At 60.1% G+C, this 15,729-nt stretch carries 13 protein-coding genes; 5 read left to right on the forward strand and 8 right to left on the reverse strand.

The features are described 5' to 3' along the window. The 5 genes from GWG65_RS37970 to GWG65_RS37990 form a co-directional block, all read right to left on the reverse strand. Window positions 1-1,482 (reverse strand): IS66 family transposase gene (locus GWG65_RS37970; RefSeq protein ID WP_275200529.1). Its coding sequence is split into 2 segments (ribosomal slippage), with 1,484 coding nucleotides annotated over them: window positions 1-123 and window positions 122-1,482; the frame shifts between segments, so codons are not numbered across the junction. This gene is flagged as partial in the annotation. A 93-nt stretch (window positions 1,483-1,575) separates the two neighbouring features. Beyond that, a complete protein-coding gene (tnpB, locus tag GWG65_RS37975) occupies window positions 1,576-1,824 on the reverse strand; it encodes an IS66 family insertion sequence element accessory protein TnpB (RefSeq protein ID WP_342760708.1) in 249 nt (82 codons plus the stop codon). A 114-nt stretch (window positions 1,825-1,938) separates the two neighbouring features. Further along, window positions 1,939-2,340, reverse strand: coding sequence for a transposase (locus GWG65_RS37980; RefSeq protein WP_275200512.1), 402 nt, complete (start codon window positions 2,338-2,340; stop codon window positions 1,939-1,941). Window positions 2,341-2,609: 269 nt separating this feature from the next. After that, a complete protein-coding gene (locus GWG65_RS37985; protein WP_275200513.1) occupies window positions 2,610-4,850 on the reverse strand; it encodes a Wzz/FepE/Etk N-terminal domain-containing protein in 2,241 nt (746 codons plus the stop codon). Window positions 4,851-4,879: 29 nt separating this feature from the next. Continuing rightward, entirely contained in the window at window positions 4,880-5,455 is a 576-nt protein-coding gene (locus GWG65_RS37990) for a hypothetical protein (protein ID WP_275200514.1), read from the reverse strand. 614 nt (window positions 5,456-6,069) lie between these two features. On the opposite strand from GWG65_RS37990, the gene GWG65_RS37995 reads away from it, so the two are divergent. From GWG65_RS37995 to GWG65_RS38010, 4 genes are read left to right on the forward strand one after another with little or no spacing between them, the layout of a single operon-like run. After that, on the forward strand, window positions 6,070-7,314 hold the full coding sequence (locus GWG65_RS37995; RefSeq protein WP_275200515.1) for an acyltransferase: 1,245 nt from the start codon (window positions 6,070-6,072) through the stop codon (window positions 7,312-7,314). 7 nt (window positions 7,315-7,321) lie between these two features. Further along, on the forward strand, window positions 7,322-8,668 hold the full coding sequence (locus tag GWG65_RS38000) for a hypothetical protein (RefSeq protein ID WP_275200516.1): 1,347 nt from the start codon (window positions 7,322-7,324) through the stop codon (window positions 8,666-8,668). A gap of 55 nt (window positions 8,669-8,723) precedes the next feature. Further along, a complete protein-coding gene (locus tag GWG65_RS38005) occupies window positions 8,724-9,797 on the forward strand; it encodes an acyltransferase (protein WP_275200517.1) in 1,074 nt (357 codons plus the stop codon). Then, complete coding sequence (locus GWG65_RS38010) at window positions 9,794-10,888, forward strand: acyltransferase (protein ID WP_275200530.1); 1,095 nt, start codon at window positions 9,794-9,796, stop codon at window positions 10,886-10,888. Before GWG65_RS38005 ends, GWG65_RS38010 begins: the two co-directional genes overlap by 4 nt. A gap of 27 nt (window positions 10,889-10,915) precedes the next feature. Here the strand turns inward: GWG65_RS38010 and GWG65_RS38015 are convergent, their stop codons facing one another. Together GWG65_RS38015 and GWG65_RS38020 are read right to left on the reverse strand one after the other, a co-directional pair. Next, window positions 10,916-12,028: a glycosyltransferase family 4 protein gene (locus GWG65_RS38015; RefSeq protein ID WP_275200518.1), complete on the reverse strand. Its 1,113-nt coding sequence runs from the start codon at window positions 12,026-12,028 to the stop codon at window positions 10,916-10,918. Between the two features lies 1 nt (window position 12,029). Further along, the gene (locus GWG65_RS38020; protein WP_275200519.1) at window positions 12,030-12,863 is read right to left on the reverse strand and encodes a polysaccharide pyruvyl transferase family protein; all 834 of its coding nucleotides are present in this window, start codon (window positions 12,861-12,863) and stop codon (window positions 12,030-12,032) included. 125 nt (window positions 12,864-12,988) lie between these two features. On the opposite strand from GWG65_RS38020, the gene GWG65_RS38025 reads away from it, so the two are divergent. Next, entirely contained in the window at window positions 12,989-14,479 is a 1,491-nt protein-coding gene (locus tag GWG65_RS38025) for a lipopolysaccharide biosynthesis protein (protein ID WP_275200520.1), read from the forward strand. A 9-nt stretch (window positions 14,480-14,488) separates the two neighbouring features. Here GWG65_RS38025 and GWG65_RS38030 read toward each other — a convergent pair whose 3' ends face one another. Continuing rightward, window positions 14,489-15,613, reverse strand: a complete 1,125-nt coding sequence (locus GWG65_RS38030) for an acyltransferase (protein WP_275200521.1) — start codon at window positions 15,611-15,613, stop codon at window positions 14,489-14,491. Window positions 15,614-15,729: the final 116 nt, after the last annotated feature.

Genomic DNA, 15,729 nt, shown 5'->3' on the forward strand with positions numbered 1-15,729 from the left:
TGCGGATCGACGTCGTTGAGCTTTGCCGTCATGATCAGCGTCACCATGAGGGCGGCCCGGTCGGCACCACGTTCGGAGCCGGCGAACAGCCAGGACTTGCGGCCGAGGGCAAAGCCGCGCAGCGCGCTCCGCCGCATTGTTTGTCAGGCAGATCCGTCCGTCATCGACGAAGCGAGCGAACCGGTCCCAGCGGCGCAGCATGTAATCGATTGGCTTGGCGACTGCGGACGAGTTCGACAGCCGGGCGCGCTGCTCGCGCAGCCATGCTTCCAATGCCAACAAAAGCGGGGCGCTTTGTTCTTTACGCACCCGCAGCCGCTCTTCGGTCCTCTCCCCGTTGATGCCGCGCTCGATGTCGAACAAGGCGTCGATGCGCTTGACCGCCTCCAGGGCGATCGGCGAGATCGCCGCGGCGTCCTTGTCTCGCCTCGCATTGGCGGCGATGTCCGCCAGTTCAAAAAACTGCCGCCTGGCATGGGCCCAACAGAGTGCGGGCGTGACCGGTCCCTGCGCGCGCGAGGCGTCATACAGCTCGTTGTAGCCGCTATAGGCGTCGGCCTGCAGGATCCCGGAGAAGCTTTGGAGATGTCGTGTGGGATGCTCCTGCCGTCGATCGCGCGAGGCATAATAGAGCGCACCCGGCGGCGCCCGGCCGCCGAATGGCCGGTCGTCGCGGACATAGGTCCAGATATGGCCCTTGATTGTCTTGCCTTTGGCCAAGATCGGCACCCTGGTGTCATCGCCATGCAGCCGCTCGGCGGCCAGGACGTGACGCTCGATTAGCCGATAAAGCGGCTGCAGGGCCGCCGCACAGGCGCCGACCTGATCGGCCAGTGTCGACAGGCTCAGATCGATGCCCTCCCGGGCGTAGCGCTCGCTCTGCCGGTTCAAGGGCTGATGCTGGCCGAACTTCTCGAACAGGATCATGGCCAGGAGATTGGGCCCGGCAAAGCCGCGCGGCGTCACGTGGAAGGGCGCCGGCGGCTGGGTGATCGCCTCGCAGCGCCGGCACGAGAACTTCTCACGCACGGTCTGGATCACCTTCCACTGCCGGGGAACGACCTCCAGCGTCTCGGTGATATCTTCGCCCAGCTTTGATAGCTTCGATGAGCCGCAGCAGGGACAGTTCTCCGGTGCGGCGACTACGACACGCTCGCGCAGCAAATGATCTGGGAACGGTTTGCGCGACGGCCGCTTGCGCTGCAAGGACCTGACGGCCTGTGTCTGAGCCGCCGCCCTCTCAGACGCCAGTTCGTCCTCGGTTGCGGTTGCTTCCAACTCTTCAAGCTCAAGCTCCATCTGCTCCAGGAGCCGTGCCTTGCGCTCCGAGCGGCTGCCGTAAATCTGGCGGCGCAGCTTCTCGATCTCGAGCTTGAGGTAACTGATCAGTGCCTCCGCCGCCTTCGCGTTGGCAGCTTCCGCTTTGGCGCTTGCCGCAACCGCCTCAGCTTCCAGCCGCGCGGCCCGTTCGGCAAGGATCATCGCATGCGCGGCGGCAAGATCGGTGGGGAGCGATTCAGATGTGGTCACGACGGTGATGGAATCACATCCATCAGGATCCGCAAGCTCAAAGCCTCATCCGACCGATGTCGGCCGCCACGTCTCTTGTGGGTGCCGCCAGTCGATCCCGGACAAGAGATAACCGAGCTGTGCCGATGAGATCGTCACCACACCGTCAGCCGGGCTCGGCCAGATGAAGCGCCCCCGCTCCAGGCGTTTTGTGAACAGGCAGGCGCCCTGACCATCATGCCAGATCACCTTCAAGAGATTGCCGCGACGGCCGCGAAAGCAAAACAGGTGGCCGCCCAGCGGATCGCGATGCAAGATCTCCTGGACCTGCCAAGATCTCCTGGACCTGCAGTGCCAGCGACGGAAAGCCCTTCCGCATGTCGGTATGGCCGGTCGCGAGCCATACCCGCACCCCGGCCGGCAACGGGATCATCGTGGCCGTCCATCGGTCAGCGCGGCCACGACTGCGCTCAGCGTCGCCGCGTCAACCGCGCCCGTGATCCGCATCCGAGCCCCGGCCGCGAACTCAATCTCGATCGCACCACAGCTTCCGGAGGGCGCCGTCAACGGTTGCCGGTCGGGCGCAATGGAGACTGCCGCAAAACCGACGTCGTCACCCCGCCGCGTCAGCGGCTCAGGCCCACAAGCGATGACGCCTGTGCGGACCTGCCGGCGCCAAGCCGTAACCAGATTGCGGTGAACATCATGTCGTCGAGCAACCTCGACAACACTGGTCCCAGGCGCCAGACTTTCCTCCACGATCCGAAGCTTCTCGGCAGTCGTCCACCGCCGTCGCCTCTCTGGACCGGATAGAACCGTAACCGTCGTCACGTTTGCTCATTTGCTTGCAAATCAATGAGCAAATCATCTCACGCTCGAACACGATCCGAGAAGACGGTCCCCACCGGAGGCTTACCCCCCGTCACGGGGTGTGAACGCTTGACAGGCATTTCGTTCCGCCCTGCAACCGGCGGGACCGAAAATTGCGGCGTTTACCCTACCCCCGTGAAGCTTCTCCCGGGATAGCTTCGCGGCGGGCGTCGGTAGGTCGGGGAGATGCGTGAGGGCGCAGCCGCCGACTGCGTTGCGCCCCCTTCGCTTTAGGCATGTTCGACGTAATAGCTGTTGTGGTGCTTGCCCTTGTACGCCTCGATGCGCTTCAGCATCTTCGGATCGGCGCGGTTGAGCACAGCGCCCAGCACCTTCTTCTGAAGGACTTCCGATCCGGAAATGGACTCCTGGAGCGCACTTCGCGTCGTCTGGCCCCATTCGATCACATACACCATCGCATCGATGAGGTGGCTGGCTGCCTTGGAGTCCGCGACCGGCATGACCGGAGCAAGATCGATCACGATGTATTCGTAGTGCTCCCGCAAGACCGCGAGCAGGCCTCCCATGGCCTTCGACGACATGACGTCCGCCGAGTTGACCATGCGAGCGGCGACGATCGAGGGCAGGAAATCGAGGCCCGTCTCCGTGCTTCGTTGCACGTGGTAGCCGAGCGAGTTCGGGTCATTAAGCGCCTCGACCAGGCCAGTCTTAGCGTTGGGCGCGAGTTCCCGCGTCAGCGAGCGCGTATGCAGATCGCCGTCGATCAGGACGGTGCGGTGCCCCGTCATTGCGATCAACTGCGCGAAATTGGCGGCCACCGTCGTCTTTCCCTCCTTCGGCAGCGACGACACGATGCCGATCACCTTGATCTCTCGGGTCAGCCGCGCGACATCGATCGATACCTTGATGTTGCGCAATATTTCCGCAAAGCGCGAGAATGGATGGTCGATGACGTAACGCGACAGCCCTGTGGGGGCGGACTTTCCGGCTGATGCAAGCAGTGTGCGCGTCTTCCTGGCCGCACGCGCCGGGCGAACGTCCGGAAGAACGCCGAGACATTTCACGCCGAGCTCCTCCTCGACTTCTCCCGGCGTCCGCAGGACGTCGCTCAGTAGCTCGCGGGCAAACGCCGCTCCGAAGCCAAGGCAAAGCCCTCCCACCAGGCCGCCGATCAGAGCTAGCACCGCGCGCGGAGAACTCTTGTGATCGGGCTTCGTTGCAGTGCTGATGAGGCGAGCCTCGCTAAGCGGGAAGCTCTGGTTTTGAGTGGCATTCTGCAGTTTTTCGAGGAAGTTATTGTAGAGATGGCGATAAGTGTCGGCCGCGCTCTCAAGGTCGCGCAGCTTGACCTCAGCTTGGCCAGTATGGCCCGCCTGCGCGACGAGTTCCTTTACATTTTTCTCGAGGGAGGCCTCCCGGCTCTTAGCGATCTCATAATCGCTACGATAGGCGTCGCTGATGCGGCGAACCTCGTCGGCGATGTTCTTACGCAGCTCGTCCATCTTGTTGCCAATATTGACCACGGCCTGATGGGCCTTTCCGTAGCGCTTCGACCAATCGGCATATTGGGCCTGCAGATCGAGATATTGCGCGCGCAGGCGAGTGATCACCGTGTTGTTGAGCGCGTCAGTGACTGTTGGTTGGGCCAGATCCTGGTCGGTAAACGCTTCAATCCGGTCTAGGCGGGCCTTCGCTTCAGCCGTGGCGGTCCTGGCCTGAACGAGCTGGGTGTTGAGATCCGAGAGCTGCTGCTCGGACATCAAGCCGCGGCTGGTTCCGACGATGTTATGCTCCGCCTTGAAGCTCTGGACCGCCCTGTCACTGGCGGAGGCTTGCTCGCTGAGTTCGGCGCTGCGCTGCTGGAGCCACTCGGTCGCCCGCTTCGTCGACTGGTACTTGGCCTCGAGCGCACCGACGATGTAGGCATCCGCTATCGCATTTGCGATTTTTACAGCCTTGTCCGGACTCTGTGAGCGATAGCTGAGCGAGAGCACATACGTAGTCAGCACGCGTTCGACCCGAAGATTCTTTTGCACGAGCTGGACCGCCGCATGTTCAATCCGTTCCTGCGAGGCCGGCTCACCGGAGTCGAACAGAGACATGACCTTGCCAAGGATGATCGCCACCAATCCGGGATTGGAGCCGTTGAATTCAGGGTCCTCCGTCAGTCGCAAGCGACGAACGATGAAGAGAATCAGGTCGTCCGAGTTGATGACCTCGACCTGGCTGTCAACGAATCCGGTATCGATGAGTGCAGTGTTGGTCCCGCTGTCCTTGTCAAGGACCTGCGTCTGCCTTGTATCCATCATGATGCGGGCGTTCGCCGTATACATGGGCTTTGCCAACATCAGATAGATCAACACCAGCAGCATGGAGGCGGCAACCGCCGCGACGATCAGGGGCCACTGCCGGCGCAGCACATCGGCTACGCGATCGAAATTCAGGACCGCGCCACCAAATTCGATGGCGAATCGATGCCCAGACTGGAATTGTTCTCTTGGCTGATACATTTGATAATTCATTGCCTTGACGATGACGGTTATCGGGGGACAGGAATTGGCTTAAAGGGGTCAGCGAGCTGCGTCTTCCACTCCCCCGACAAGAGACCGCTGCTGCGGTTCGGCTGCTTTTGGGTCTTGTCGGCAGCCGTGGACTGGGGCGATTGGTCCTCCCCGGCCGCCGAATAGCCTGCAAGCATTGAGAGATCGCCGGTTCGCTGCATAAAGTCTTTGATCTTGCGCGCGGCATCGCGCTTCGTTGTGGTGCACCGTGCTTCGGCGAGCCGGAGTGCCGCGCCGATCGCTGATCGATCCGACGAGGTTGCTTCCGAGATCAGCGTTTGCACGGAAGGCAACACCGAGGGATCGGTGGCGATATAGGTGGCAAGCAGGTATTTCAACCTGTCCTTGTCGTTGCGTACCCGCTCCAGCAGCGACGACGGCGACTTGGTGAACGTATCCAGGTCGACCTGGCTTGCGCGATCTGAGAACTCGACGCATTGGGCGTGACTGGGATGGACATTCAAGCCGGCCAGGGCCGCCCCAATCAAAATGGCCGGCAACCATCTATGCTTCGCGCCGACGTACCGGCGATAACGTTTTGACTTCCCGCTCATCCGTGTCCCTTCGCGGTTGCGTACAAAAAGCGTGATTGGTTGCACCCCTCAGACTGTCAAGCAACTGTGTCAATTTTTGTGCGGCGCAACAGCGCGCCTGCAAATCAGCAAAATTTCTGCAAACCTACAAATCAGCAAAATTTCTGCAAAGAAGTCGGTATGCCCGGGCATGCTCCTTCGTTGTGCAGAGTTAGTCTACGTTTGCCCGCAACCGCGCCATGCCACTGCTCGGGATTGTTGCAAACAAGAGGACACGGTTGTGCCGATGAGACAAACCCCGTTCAATAACTTGAGATCGAAGTTGTTCCGGCTTTGTGTAAGCGTACTTGAAAAATGGTCTTCCTGTGAACTCGCATCGCAACAACGCCGGATTTTGCGCAAACTTTGCTCGCAAAAACTCGCGAGCATTGAGCTGGCGGGCTCATTACGCGAGCCGCCGCGCATCATGATTGACGAGTAGGTCCCAAGAGTAAGCTTATGTTTTCCTCGCTTAGCGCGAATGCGCGCGGACAAAATCGAAAAAGTTGTGAGCGATGAAATTGCCGCTAGCTGTCATGCATCCACAACGGCACTGCACCCGTGAAGATTGAAAAGCTCATGCGAACTGTTACACAGTGCTGCAACGCAACAGTGCCGGGAATGTCGATGTGACGGAGTTGGTTCATCGTGAGAAAGCCCATGTCCTGCCGCTTGACAGCATCCGGGGTATCGCCGCCACGTCCGTGGTGATCCATCATCTTCTGCTGATGCCGACGTTTCTCACGGCGTTCCCGCACAACGCGTGGATCAATTGGTCGTTCTTTCGAAGTGCGTGGCTTCTGGTCGATCTGTTTTTTGTTCTTAGCGGCATCGTGATGTCGCTCAGCTACGTTCAGGGAGACTTTGGGCGGTTCTCGCTACGCGAGTTCATGGTCAGGCGACTCGCGCGGGTCTACCCGCTTCATATTGTGATGTTATTGGCGGGCCTCCTGTTCCGTCTTTTGCGCATCGGTCTTGTCGTGGCCGGTCTCGTAGTGGCCGTGCCGGCGACGTTCGAGGTGAACAACGGCTACTCATTCTTCCTCAATCTCCTCCTGCTGCATTCGATGGGGTTCATCGACTATTTGAGTTGGAACGCGCCGAGCTGGAGCATCAGCGTGGAGTTCTACACCTATCTGGCGTTCGGCGTGGTCGTGTTGCTGGCCCAGCGCTTGGGTTCGCTTCGGTATCTCTACCTGGGCGCCGCGCTGCTTGCGGGCGGAAGCTTGTTCGTCATCATGTTCGTGTTGGACAAGCCGAGCCTCGGGCTCCAGACTGACTTCGGAATCCTGCGCTGCTTTGTGAGCTTTTTCCTCGGTGTCCTCACGGTGAGGGTGGTCGAACGCCTGCCGCGCAATATAGATGCCGCCATGCAGGGTGCGATCCAGCTTGTTGCCATGGCTGCAAGCATTGTTCTGGTTTCGCTGGTTGAGGCCTATCCCGCTATAAGTTTCCTTGCGCCCGTGACATTTGCGGTCTTCCTCGGAAGTTTGCTGGCATTTCCGAACGCCGTATTGGTGCCGCGCATGCTGGTTGCCAGGCCGCTGGTGTGGCTCGGACGCCGCTCCTATTCCGTATACATGGTGCACGCGCTTGTGGTGCTGTTCGCCGAGTACTTCGTGCGCGCGCTCGGGCATCGGCCGATTGCCGCACTCGATGCGATCTGTGTTGGGTTACCCGCCACGTTGAATCTGCTCCTGTCGCTCGCGGCAGTGCTGGCCGTTTCGCACTTCACCTATCTTTATGTTGAGATTCCCGGCGGCAAGCTGTTCCGCAATGTCCTGAGGAGCCGCCCGAGATTCTCCGCATCGCCCGCGCCGTCGGCGCGGCCGACGAATTGAGCCTGCTATGAGCGAGTTGGCCCACCAGCGCCCGCAAGTCACGCCCATCAGCCTCAACATCGAAGCGATCGCGCTTGGAGTCTATCTGGTTCGCGACGCTTTCGGCGGCGTGATTCGCTACTACACCAGCATCCTTCATGTGGACGCCTTGTGGTACGTCCCGGACGGGATCGCGCTTCTGTGCTTCGTCCAGTTCATTGCGTATTGCATCATCCGTAACCGCAGCAGCCTGGCTCTTCTGGTGCTGTTGCAAGTGATGCTCTCGCTGGTCCTCGGCTACATCATGCTCGGCACCGGTAACGCGGCCATGTCATCATTCAAGATGATGCTGCCGATTTTCGTCGGCTTCTGCTTCTGCGATTCAAGCCTCGGTTCCTACCGCAAGCTGCTGTCGGTCGTTGCTGCGACCTTTTATCTCTCGGTGATCGGCGTCTTCCTGACCAAATTTTACCTTATGCCGTGGGTCGGGTTCAAATACGAATCCTTCGGCGCGGTGCGCGAAGCGGGCCGACTGTGGTGGGCCTATGGTGGGGATGACCAGCGTCTGATGGGTTTCGCGGCCGACAACACGATGGCCGCCTTCTTCATCCTGGTGTCGTTCACGATCACATCGATCCGCAAGAGCACAACCTGGTGCATTCTGTTCGGTGCGATCGCCATCTATGCCATCCGATTGACCACCAGCAAGACAACCATGATCGTTCTGGTGCTGTACCTGCTGCTATTGGTCTTCGTGCGCATGCTGCCGGAGCGATCTCGCTTTCCTGCAATTCGCACCATCGCTTTGTGGTCGTTCGCTGCGATCCTGGTTCCGTTCTTCATGATCGTCGTCGCGTCGGGCACTGTTGCAGTTCCGCACTCCACGATGTTCAGCATTATCGACCGAATCAATAACAGCTGGCAGTTGCCATTTGTCTATCTGAGCCAGCTCATGCCGATCGGCCTGATCACGGGATGTGGCGCGGGATGTTTTAATTACCCGCAAAAGTTGTTCTCGCCACTCGCGTCGTTTTGGGTGCCTGTCGATAATTTCTACATCGGAACGTACCTGATGTTCGGCCTGCCATTCGTAGCCTTCATGGTCATGGTGTTTCGATCCACCTTCGCGGCGACCGACGTCTACAAGCTGACGCTGATTTTTGTGGTCAACCTGTTCACGATTACCGTCTTGAACTACGGCCCGGCGTCCGGCCTTCTGATCATCGCATTGAGCTTCAGCTCAGTGTTCTCCCAGCGGTTAGCCGGCGCGCGGGCCGCCAATGCCGTCGCAACGGTCCGACCTCGTCAAGTTCCCGCTCTCGGCGTCGGGGGCGCGCTCGACACTTTCGGCGGAGATAGGCCGAGGCCGGCGTAATGGGCGTGAACGGGTGAAGAACTCAATGCATAGACGTCTCGCATTCATCGATACGTTGCGCGGCATCGCCGTGTTGGCGGTGCTGTTCCAGCACGCGCTCGAGGTAATCGTGCAGAACCACCCGACCGGCGGATACTACTGGGCATTTCACGACGCGATCGGGTACTACATCAACTTCGGACGGTTCGGCGTCGTCCTGTTCTTTTTCGTCAGCGGGTTCGTTATTCCATTCAGCTTCCCCGAAAGCTCCGCGCCGGTGCGGGATTTTGCCACCAGCCGGTTCTTCCGGCTCTACCCGGCGTACTGGACATCGATCCTGATCGGACTGGCCACCACGCTGGTGCTGGAGTTCAGGACTTACCCGCTGTCGCAGATCGTCGCGAACGTGACGATGTTGCAGACATTCGTGAATGTTCCAAACCTCTGGGTATTCTACTGGACGCTTGCCATCGAGCTGCTCTTTTACTTCGGGTGCACCGTTCTCTTTGCGATGGGGCTGTTGAACCGGCGCTTCACCGCCGTCGCGATCGTCATTACGGCGGCACTGATTGGTATCATCGCGCCACTGATGACCGAGAGCAGGACGGTGTCGTCGGTGATGGAGGTCGGTTTGAACCTGTCGGCGATGTTTTTAGGCAAGATCATTCGCGACACGGTGATCGGGGGGAAGCTGCGATGGGCTCATGTGGCTGTCTGCACGCTGTTCTACGCGATCTTTGCCGTCACGCTGGCGGATAAGCGGTTCGGCGGCGTCTATCAGGAGAACTTCTTCTACAGCTATTCGATCGGGTCGGCCTACGTCTGCGCCGCTCTGGTGTTCATTGCCTTCGCCGCGTTCGGCGAGAGGATGGCTTGGCGCTTCATGGCTTTCGTCGGCGTGATCAGCTATTCAGTTTATCTGGTGTCGCCGTTCGTGATCGTCTGGATCCACCGTTTCGTTGGCGTCGGTGACGGACCGCTTGAATGGTCGCTGTTCGTCTTGGTGATCGTCGTGCTGTCGCTGTTCGTGAGCTGGTTGACGTACACCTTCATCGAGAAACCCAGCATCTCCTTTGGTCACCGGTTCCGGTCGGAGCGCAGGCCGCCCGTTGGCCTCGAACCCGTACTCAGCCAGGGTGCGGCGGAATGAAGGCGTTCATCGGCCGGCCGAACGCCGGATATGACGGATCGTTTGTACCGTCCGTCCAGGGGCTGCGCGGCATAGCGGCGCTCAGCGTGTTGATGGATCATTTCTACGACATGCCGAAGGGCGGCGTGTACGACATTCCGAATCCGGGCTTCCTGCCGCCAATCTGGCCATGGTTGCAGTCGGTCATCAACGTCGGTGGGCATGGGGTCGAGCTGTTCTTCATCATCAGCGGGTTCTTGATTCCGGCGAGTCTCGTGCGGCATGGATCGGTGCCGCGGTTCTTCTTTGATCGCGTGCTGCGCATCATGCCAGTCTTCGTCGTGCTGCACCTCGCGCTGTTCGTGATCGGACCGATCCTCGGCTACAAGTTCTTTCGCGGAATCGATCTTGGCAGTTATCTCGCGATATCTACGGCCAACCTTTTCTTTCTGCAGGACGTGGTAGGCTTGCCCATCGCCCAGCAGAATGCCTGGACGCTGACCTATGAGTGGGCGTTCTATATCTGGTTCGCGCTCACGTTCATCGCGCTCCGGCTTGGCGGCCGGGTGATGGCCGCGCCCGTGGTTCTGCTTGGGATCGCCTGTGTAATGCACTGGCCGATAACTGCGTTCTTTTGCATCGGCATGCTGTTCAGCGCCACCGGCTTTCGCATTCATATTCCGGGCGCCGCCGGTGTCGCCGCGGGTGGAATCTGCGGCGTCGCCATGTATGCGAGCCTGGTTCTGTTTCATCCGTTTGTGGGTCTCATTCCCGGCATCCTGCTGTTCGCGATGGTGCTGGCACCGGGCTCCGGTATCGCCAACGCGCTCAGCCTGCCGGCCCTGCAATATGTCGGGAAGATCAGTTACAGCCTCTACCTCGTGCATCCTTTTGTGCTGTTCCCGTTGCAGATGAGCGGGCTGAAGCTCGTCGCCATCGGCGTCGATCGGTGGCTGCTTTGGGCCGCATTCATTGTGCTGGGCCTGGTCATGTCGCTGGCGGCAAGCGCAATCAGCTATGAGCTGATCGAGGTGAGGCTGAGGCGGCTGATGGATGGCGCTTTGCGTAGCCTGTTCTTCCGCCCCCTCAGCAAGATGGAGCAGTCCATCTAGCCATGAGGCATGTGGCATCCTGCTCGCTCAGACGCCCGCACCAGTGAGACGGCGATAGCTCGCGAACAAATCGTCGGCAATGTGATCCCAGTTCAACGATCCGGCCGCTGTTTCCCTTGCACCATCGGTCAAGCTCGCGGCCAGTGATCGCGAGGTGAGAACGCGTTCAAGCGCATCCGCCAGCGCCGTGGCGTCTCCCGGCGGCACCAGGAGGCCGTTGATACCATCGGTGACGACGTCGGGAATGCCGCCCGTGGCGCTCGCGACAACGGGACGCCGGTTGCCGAAGGCGGATGCCAGCACGCCGCTCTGGCTGGCGTCCTTGTAAGGCAGGGCGATGATCTCGGCCGATTGGAAAAGAGCGCTAGTATCGGCGGCGGAAATATAGGCGTCGATGGCTTCGATCGTTGGCACTCCGGCCATGCGCGGACCGAGCCGAGTCATCTCCGGCCCACGGCCGGCGACGATGGCGTGATGGGGCACGCCTCGTTTTGCCAGCATATCGATCGCATCCAGAAAAACATCGAGCCCCTTATAGGCCCACATGCGCCCGAAGAAGAGTATTCGGCCCTTCATCGATTGGACTGGAACGGCGTCGGCAGGTGGCACCATCAGCACCCCGTGCATAGAGGAGGTGACATCTCCCTTGTAGTCCGGCGATGCACGTCGGAAGTCCGAAATGCAGCTTTGGCCATGGACCGTGACGTGCGTCGCCGAAGCGCGCATCCGTTCCCGCAGTCCTTCCTCACTGGAATTCGTGCCGGACCCGCCCTCGGAGTGGGGAATTGCATCATGGACCGTCAGGACACGCGGCAGGCTCGTCAACCGAATCAGCTCCATCAGGCCTGCAGTGAAGTATTCCGGACATTCATGGCAATGGACAACGTCCGGACGGAACGTGAGGACGTCGAGAAATGACGTTGGAAGCCCGATTGCGCCGAAGCGGCGCAGACTAAGGTCCCGAACGCGTGCGTCGAATGGGGCCGATGGCGGAATCCAGGACAGGTTCCATTGCTGGTTGGCATCCTTGCGATTGAGCACCAGGCGGACGTCGCAGTGCCTCGCCAGTGCGGCGGCCAACCGATACGAATATTCAGCGAAGTGCGGGGCGTAGATCGCGACCCGGAAGCGCTTGGCCATGTCAGCTCTTTCCGCTCCAGAGATCGACCGGGAAGGCGTCCATCAAGGCTTGATGATTGAAGCTAGCGGGCGCGGTGCCGCCCATTTCCCGGCCTTCTTCAATGCTGGAGGCAAACTCAACATCGAACCGGCCGGTGCCTTCATAATAGTCACGGTACTTGAACTCGGATTCAGCATCGGTAAGCCGCACGTAACGAGCCGGTATGCCGAATGCCTCGGCGACGATAATGCCATGCAGTGAGCTCGCCAGCACCAGTTCTGCTGCGAGGATCGCTTCAATGCGCCGATTCCACGAACCCAGCGGGGTGACTACATCGGCGGATCTGTGATCGACCAGGCTCAGATCATGCAGGTTGGGCACGAAAACCCAGGGGCGCATTGGACGACGCTGAAAGCGGCCTGGAAACAGCTGCGGAAGCAGCAGCGCGGGGTCGCCGAACACATCCGGAACAGCGAGGCCCCGGCGCCGCAGGATTTCCTGCGTGCGCGGGCCGCGCACCGCGCGAACGTCCAGATGATCGACCCTTCGATTGAGATCGTCCTGGCCGGGACGACCATTCAACCCGCTGCCCCAGATGACGTCGCCATTCCGCGCATAATGCAGGATCGACCCGATCGCGAGCATTCGCCTTGCGTGAGGGACTTCGTCTGCGAGAGTATAACCGGAGCGCCGCAGGCATTGATCGACGACGACGAGTGAGAGATGGTCGCCGAAATTGACCGTTCCATTGTCCGGCCGCCAGAAAAAGAGTTCCACGTGAGGGTAGGGCAGTTGATCAATAAAATCGCAACCGACCTCGTTGATCAGTCGTCGAAAATTGCCTCGAAAATTCATATGGCCTCGGATTGTCGCTGCGATCTTGCCGTAGTGTCATCTTAAAAGCGGCGACTGTTGGACCGTCGCAGCCGATTGTTCGCCGGCGACCGTCTGCGTATCCCGAGATTGTGACAGGCTCCCAATTGCGCCACGAGACATCCTTCAAGCAGCGCTCGATCGTTTCGGGTGTGATCTGGTCCACAATCGACGCCGCGGTGGGACAAGGGCTCACGCTCGCCATTTATGTCATCATGGCGCGGCTGTTGTCGCCGCAGATCCTTGGCATCGTGGCGACGGGGGCCCTGGCGCTTGATTTTTGCCGTGCCGTCCTGATCGAGAGCATTGCGATCGCGGTCCAGGCGCGCGCGCAACCGAAAGACGAAGACTACAACGCCTCGTTTTGGCTGATCGCCGGCTTCTCGCTTCTTGCGGCCTTGCTGTTGTTCGTCTCGAGCAACACGATCGAGCGATTTTCCGGTCTGGAGGATCTCTCCGTGGTCCTGAAGGGCTTTTGCATCGTGGTCGCGGTGCAGGGACTATCCCGGACCCACGAGGCTTGGCTCACGCGCAATCAACTCTTTCGTTCGCTCGCCGTCCGCTCTTTGCTTTCGATCTCGATCGGTGGCATGGTCGGCATCGCTCTGGCGAGCCAGGGCTACGGCGTGCTCGCGCTGGTCGGGCAACTGGTCACGACATCACTCATCTCGCTGGTGAGCCTGTGGACCCTGACGCCCTGGCGTCCCGGCCTTCGCTTCAGCCGGCAGACGGTCATGGAACTTATCAGCTACGGCCGCTACGTGGCGCTGACGGGAGTGACGAACTTCGCCAACGCCAATTCCGACCTGATCTTCGTCACCTGGTACACGGGCGCAGCTGGCGCCGGCTTCTATAGCCTCGCCAAGCGCCTGGTCAACGCCGTAAGCACGGTGATCGGCAATGCCTTGAACCGAGTGTTCTTCGCGACCATTGCCGGCCTGCAGGATGACCGCGAAGCGTCGCGCACGACCCTGCTTGATTTTGTGATGTATACATCGCTGCTGACGGCGCCGATCTTCGCCGGCCTTGCGGCACTGGCACCGGATGTCATGGAGGCCTTTTTCGGCACCAAATGGCTGAATTCGGCTCACTTGTTGTCGATCATGTCGGTCACGGGATTCTTGACCACTATCGGCCTCTATAATCATTCGGTCATCCTGGCGTTTGGCAAGCCGCATTGGCAGACTTGGCTGACGTTGATCTACGCGCTCTCGAACATCGCGATTTTCATCGTCGCCGCGCCCTTCGGGTTGATCGCGATCGCGGTTGGCTACGTTGTGCGTGCCCTGATGCTGTATCCGCTGTCCGCAGGTGCTTCACTGCGCATCCTCTCGCTTGGCGTCGGGCGATACGCCCAGGCACTTGTGCCCGCGTTCACGGGCTCGGCGATCATGGCCGCCGCGGTGGTCGGAACCTCGTTCGCGTTACCAGCGATGTCACCATGGCTGCGCCTTGGCTTGCTGGTATTGCTTGGCGCCGTCGTCTATGCGGCCCTCGTGCTCGTCGTGGCCCGGTCCGCAGTGCTGCAGATATGGCACGAGGTATTGAGCCGGATACGACCGTCGGAGCCTAAGCCGGCGACTCCACCTAAGGATTAGTGCGAAGGCCTAGCCCGCGTTTGCAGGCTGCCCGGATTCGCCGAGATTCAGGGGCTCGGCGATGGCAGCACGCGATGGCTTGGAATCCCCCGGGGCGAGCCGGTTGATCAATTTCCGCGCCGGATTCTCGATGTAGCTGTAGGTGATGTCGGCGACAATCGTGAGAACGATGCAGCAGACCAGCGCAAAGATCGGAAAGAGGCCCGGTTGCAGCCCGAGATAAGTCCACGCCGGCTTGAACAGGAGAATGAGCAGCAACTCGTGGATCATATAGATCGCGTAGGACGTGTTGCCGAGCCGGCCGAGCCAGGCCGAGCCCGGAAACCGCGCGAATGCACTCTCGCCAACGGCGGTGACGAGGATCGCCAGCGAAAACAGGACAATCGCAAGATCAGGCTTGGCATAAGCGTTCAGGATCAGCACCGAGATCGCAAAGAGCGCGATCCCTGCAATGGCAACCGGTTTCTTGCGGTAATCGCCCGACAGCCTGAACAGGACCGTGAGCAGGATGCCGTTCAGGAAGCTCGGCAAGGCGCGCAGCATGCCATAGTCGAAATTGGCGCCGTACATCTGCGAGCGATCTTGCCAGATCGGCAGATGGCCATGGGCAAGGATGCCGTAGCAGACGGCCACGATCATCGCCAGCACGAGCGGGGACACGCTGCCGGCCAGGAGCATGAGCAACGGGAACAGCAGGTAGCAGAACAACTCGGCGCTGATTGACCAGGCGGGCGAATTGAAGCTCAGATGGTCAGTGACGCCCCAAGCCTGCACGAGGAAAGCGTTGTAGATGAAATCCGGCAGACCCGCGTGCGAGGTCGGACCGGAGATCCCCACGCAGGCGAGAGCCAAAAATGCGAGCAGCGTCAGGACATGCAGGGGATAGATCCGTGCGATCCGCCGAACCAGGAAGCGCACGTAAGACCGGATACCCGTCGACGTCGAAGGATACGAATACGAGATCACGAAGCCGGACAGGATGAAGAACATGTCGACGAACAGGCCGTAAGAGCCGTTCCAGACCGGCGAGATGCCCTTGTCGATGTTCTTCAGATGAAAAACGAATACGCCGAGCGCAGCGACGAACCGGTAGAAATCGAGAACGACAAAGCGTCTTGGCTCGCGGATTTCCATATTGGCGTCGGTTCCTTGCGTGGCGTTTTGCCCTTCTAGCGGGGAATTGTGACGCAAGTTCGCAAGGTGCGCACGTAAACGTCAGGTAAATCACCACGAAATGGACCGCGGTCGGA

This window comes from Bradyrhizobium sp. CSA207, from assembly GCF_029051685.1.
In the GTDB taxonomy this organism is placed as follows: domain Bacteria; phylum Pseudomonadota; class Alphaproteobacteria; order Rhizobiales; family Xanthobacteraceae; genus Bradyrhizobium.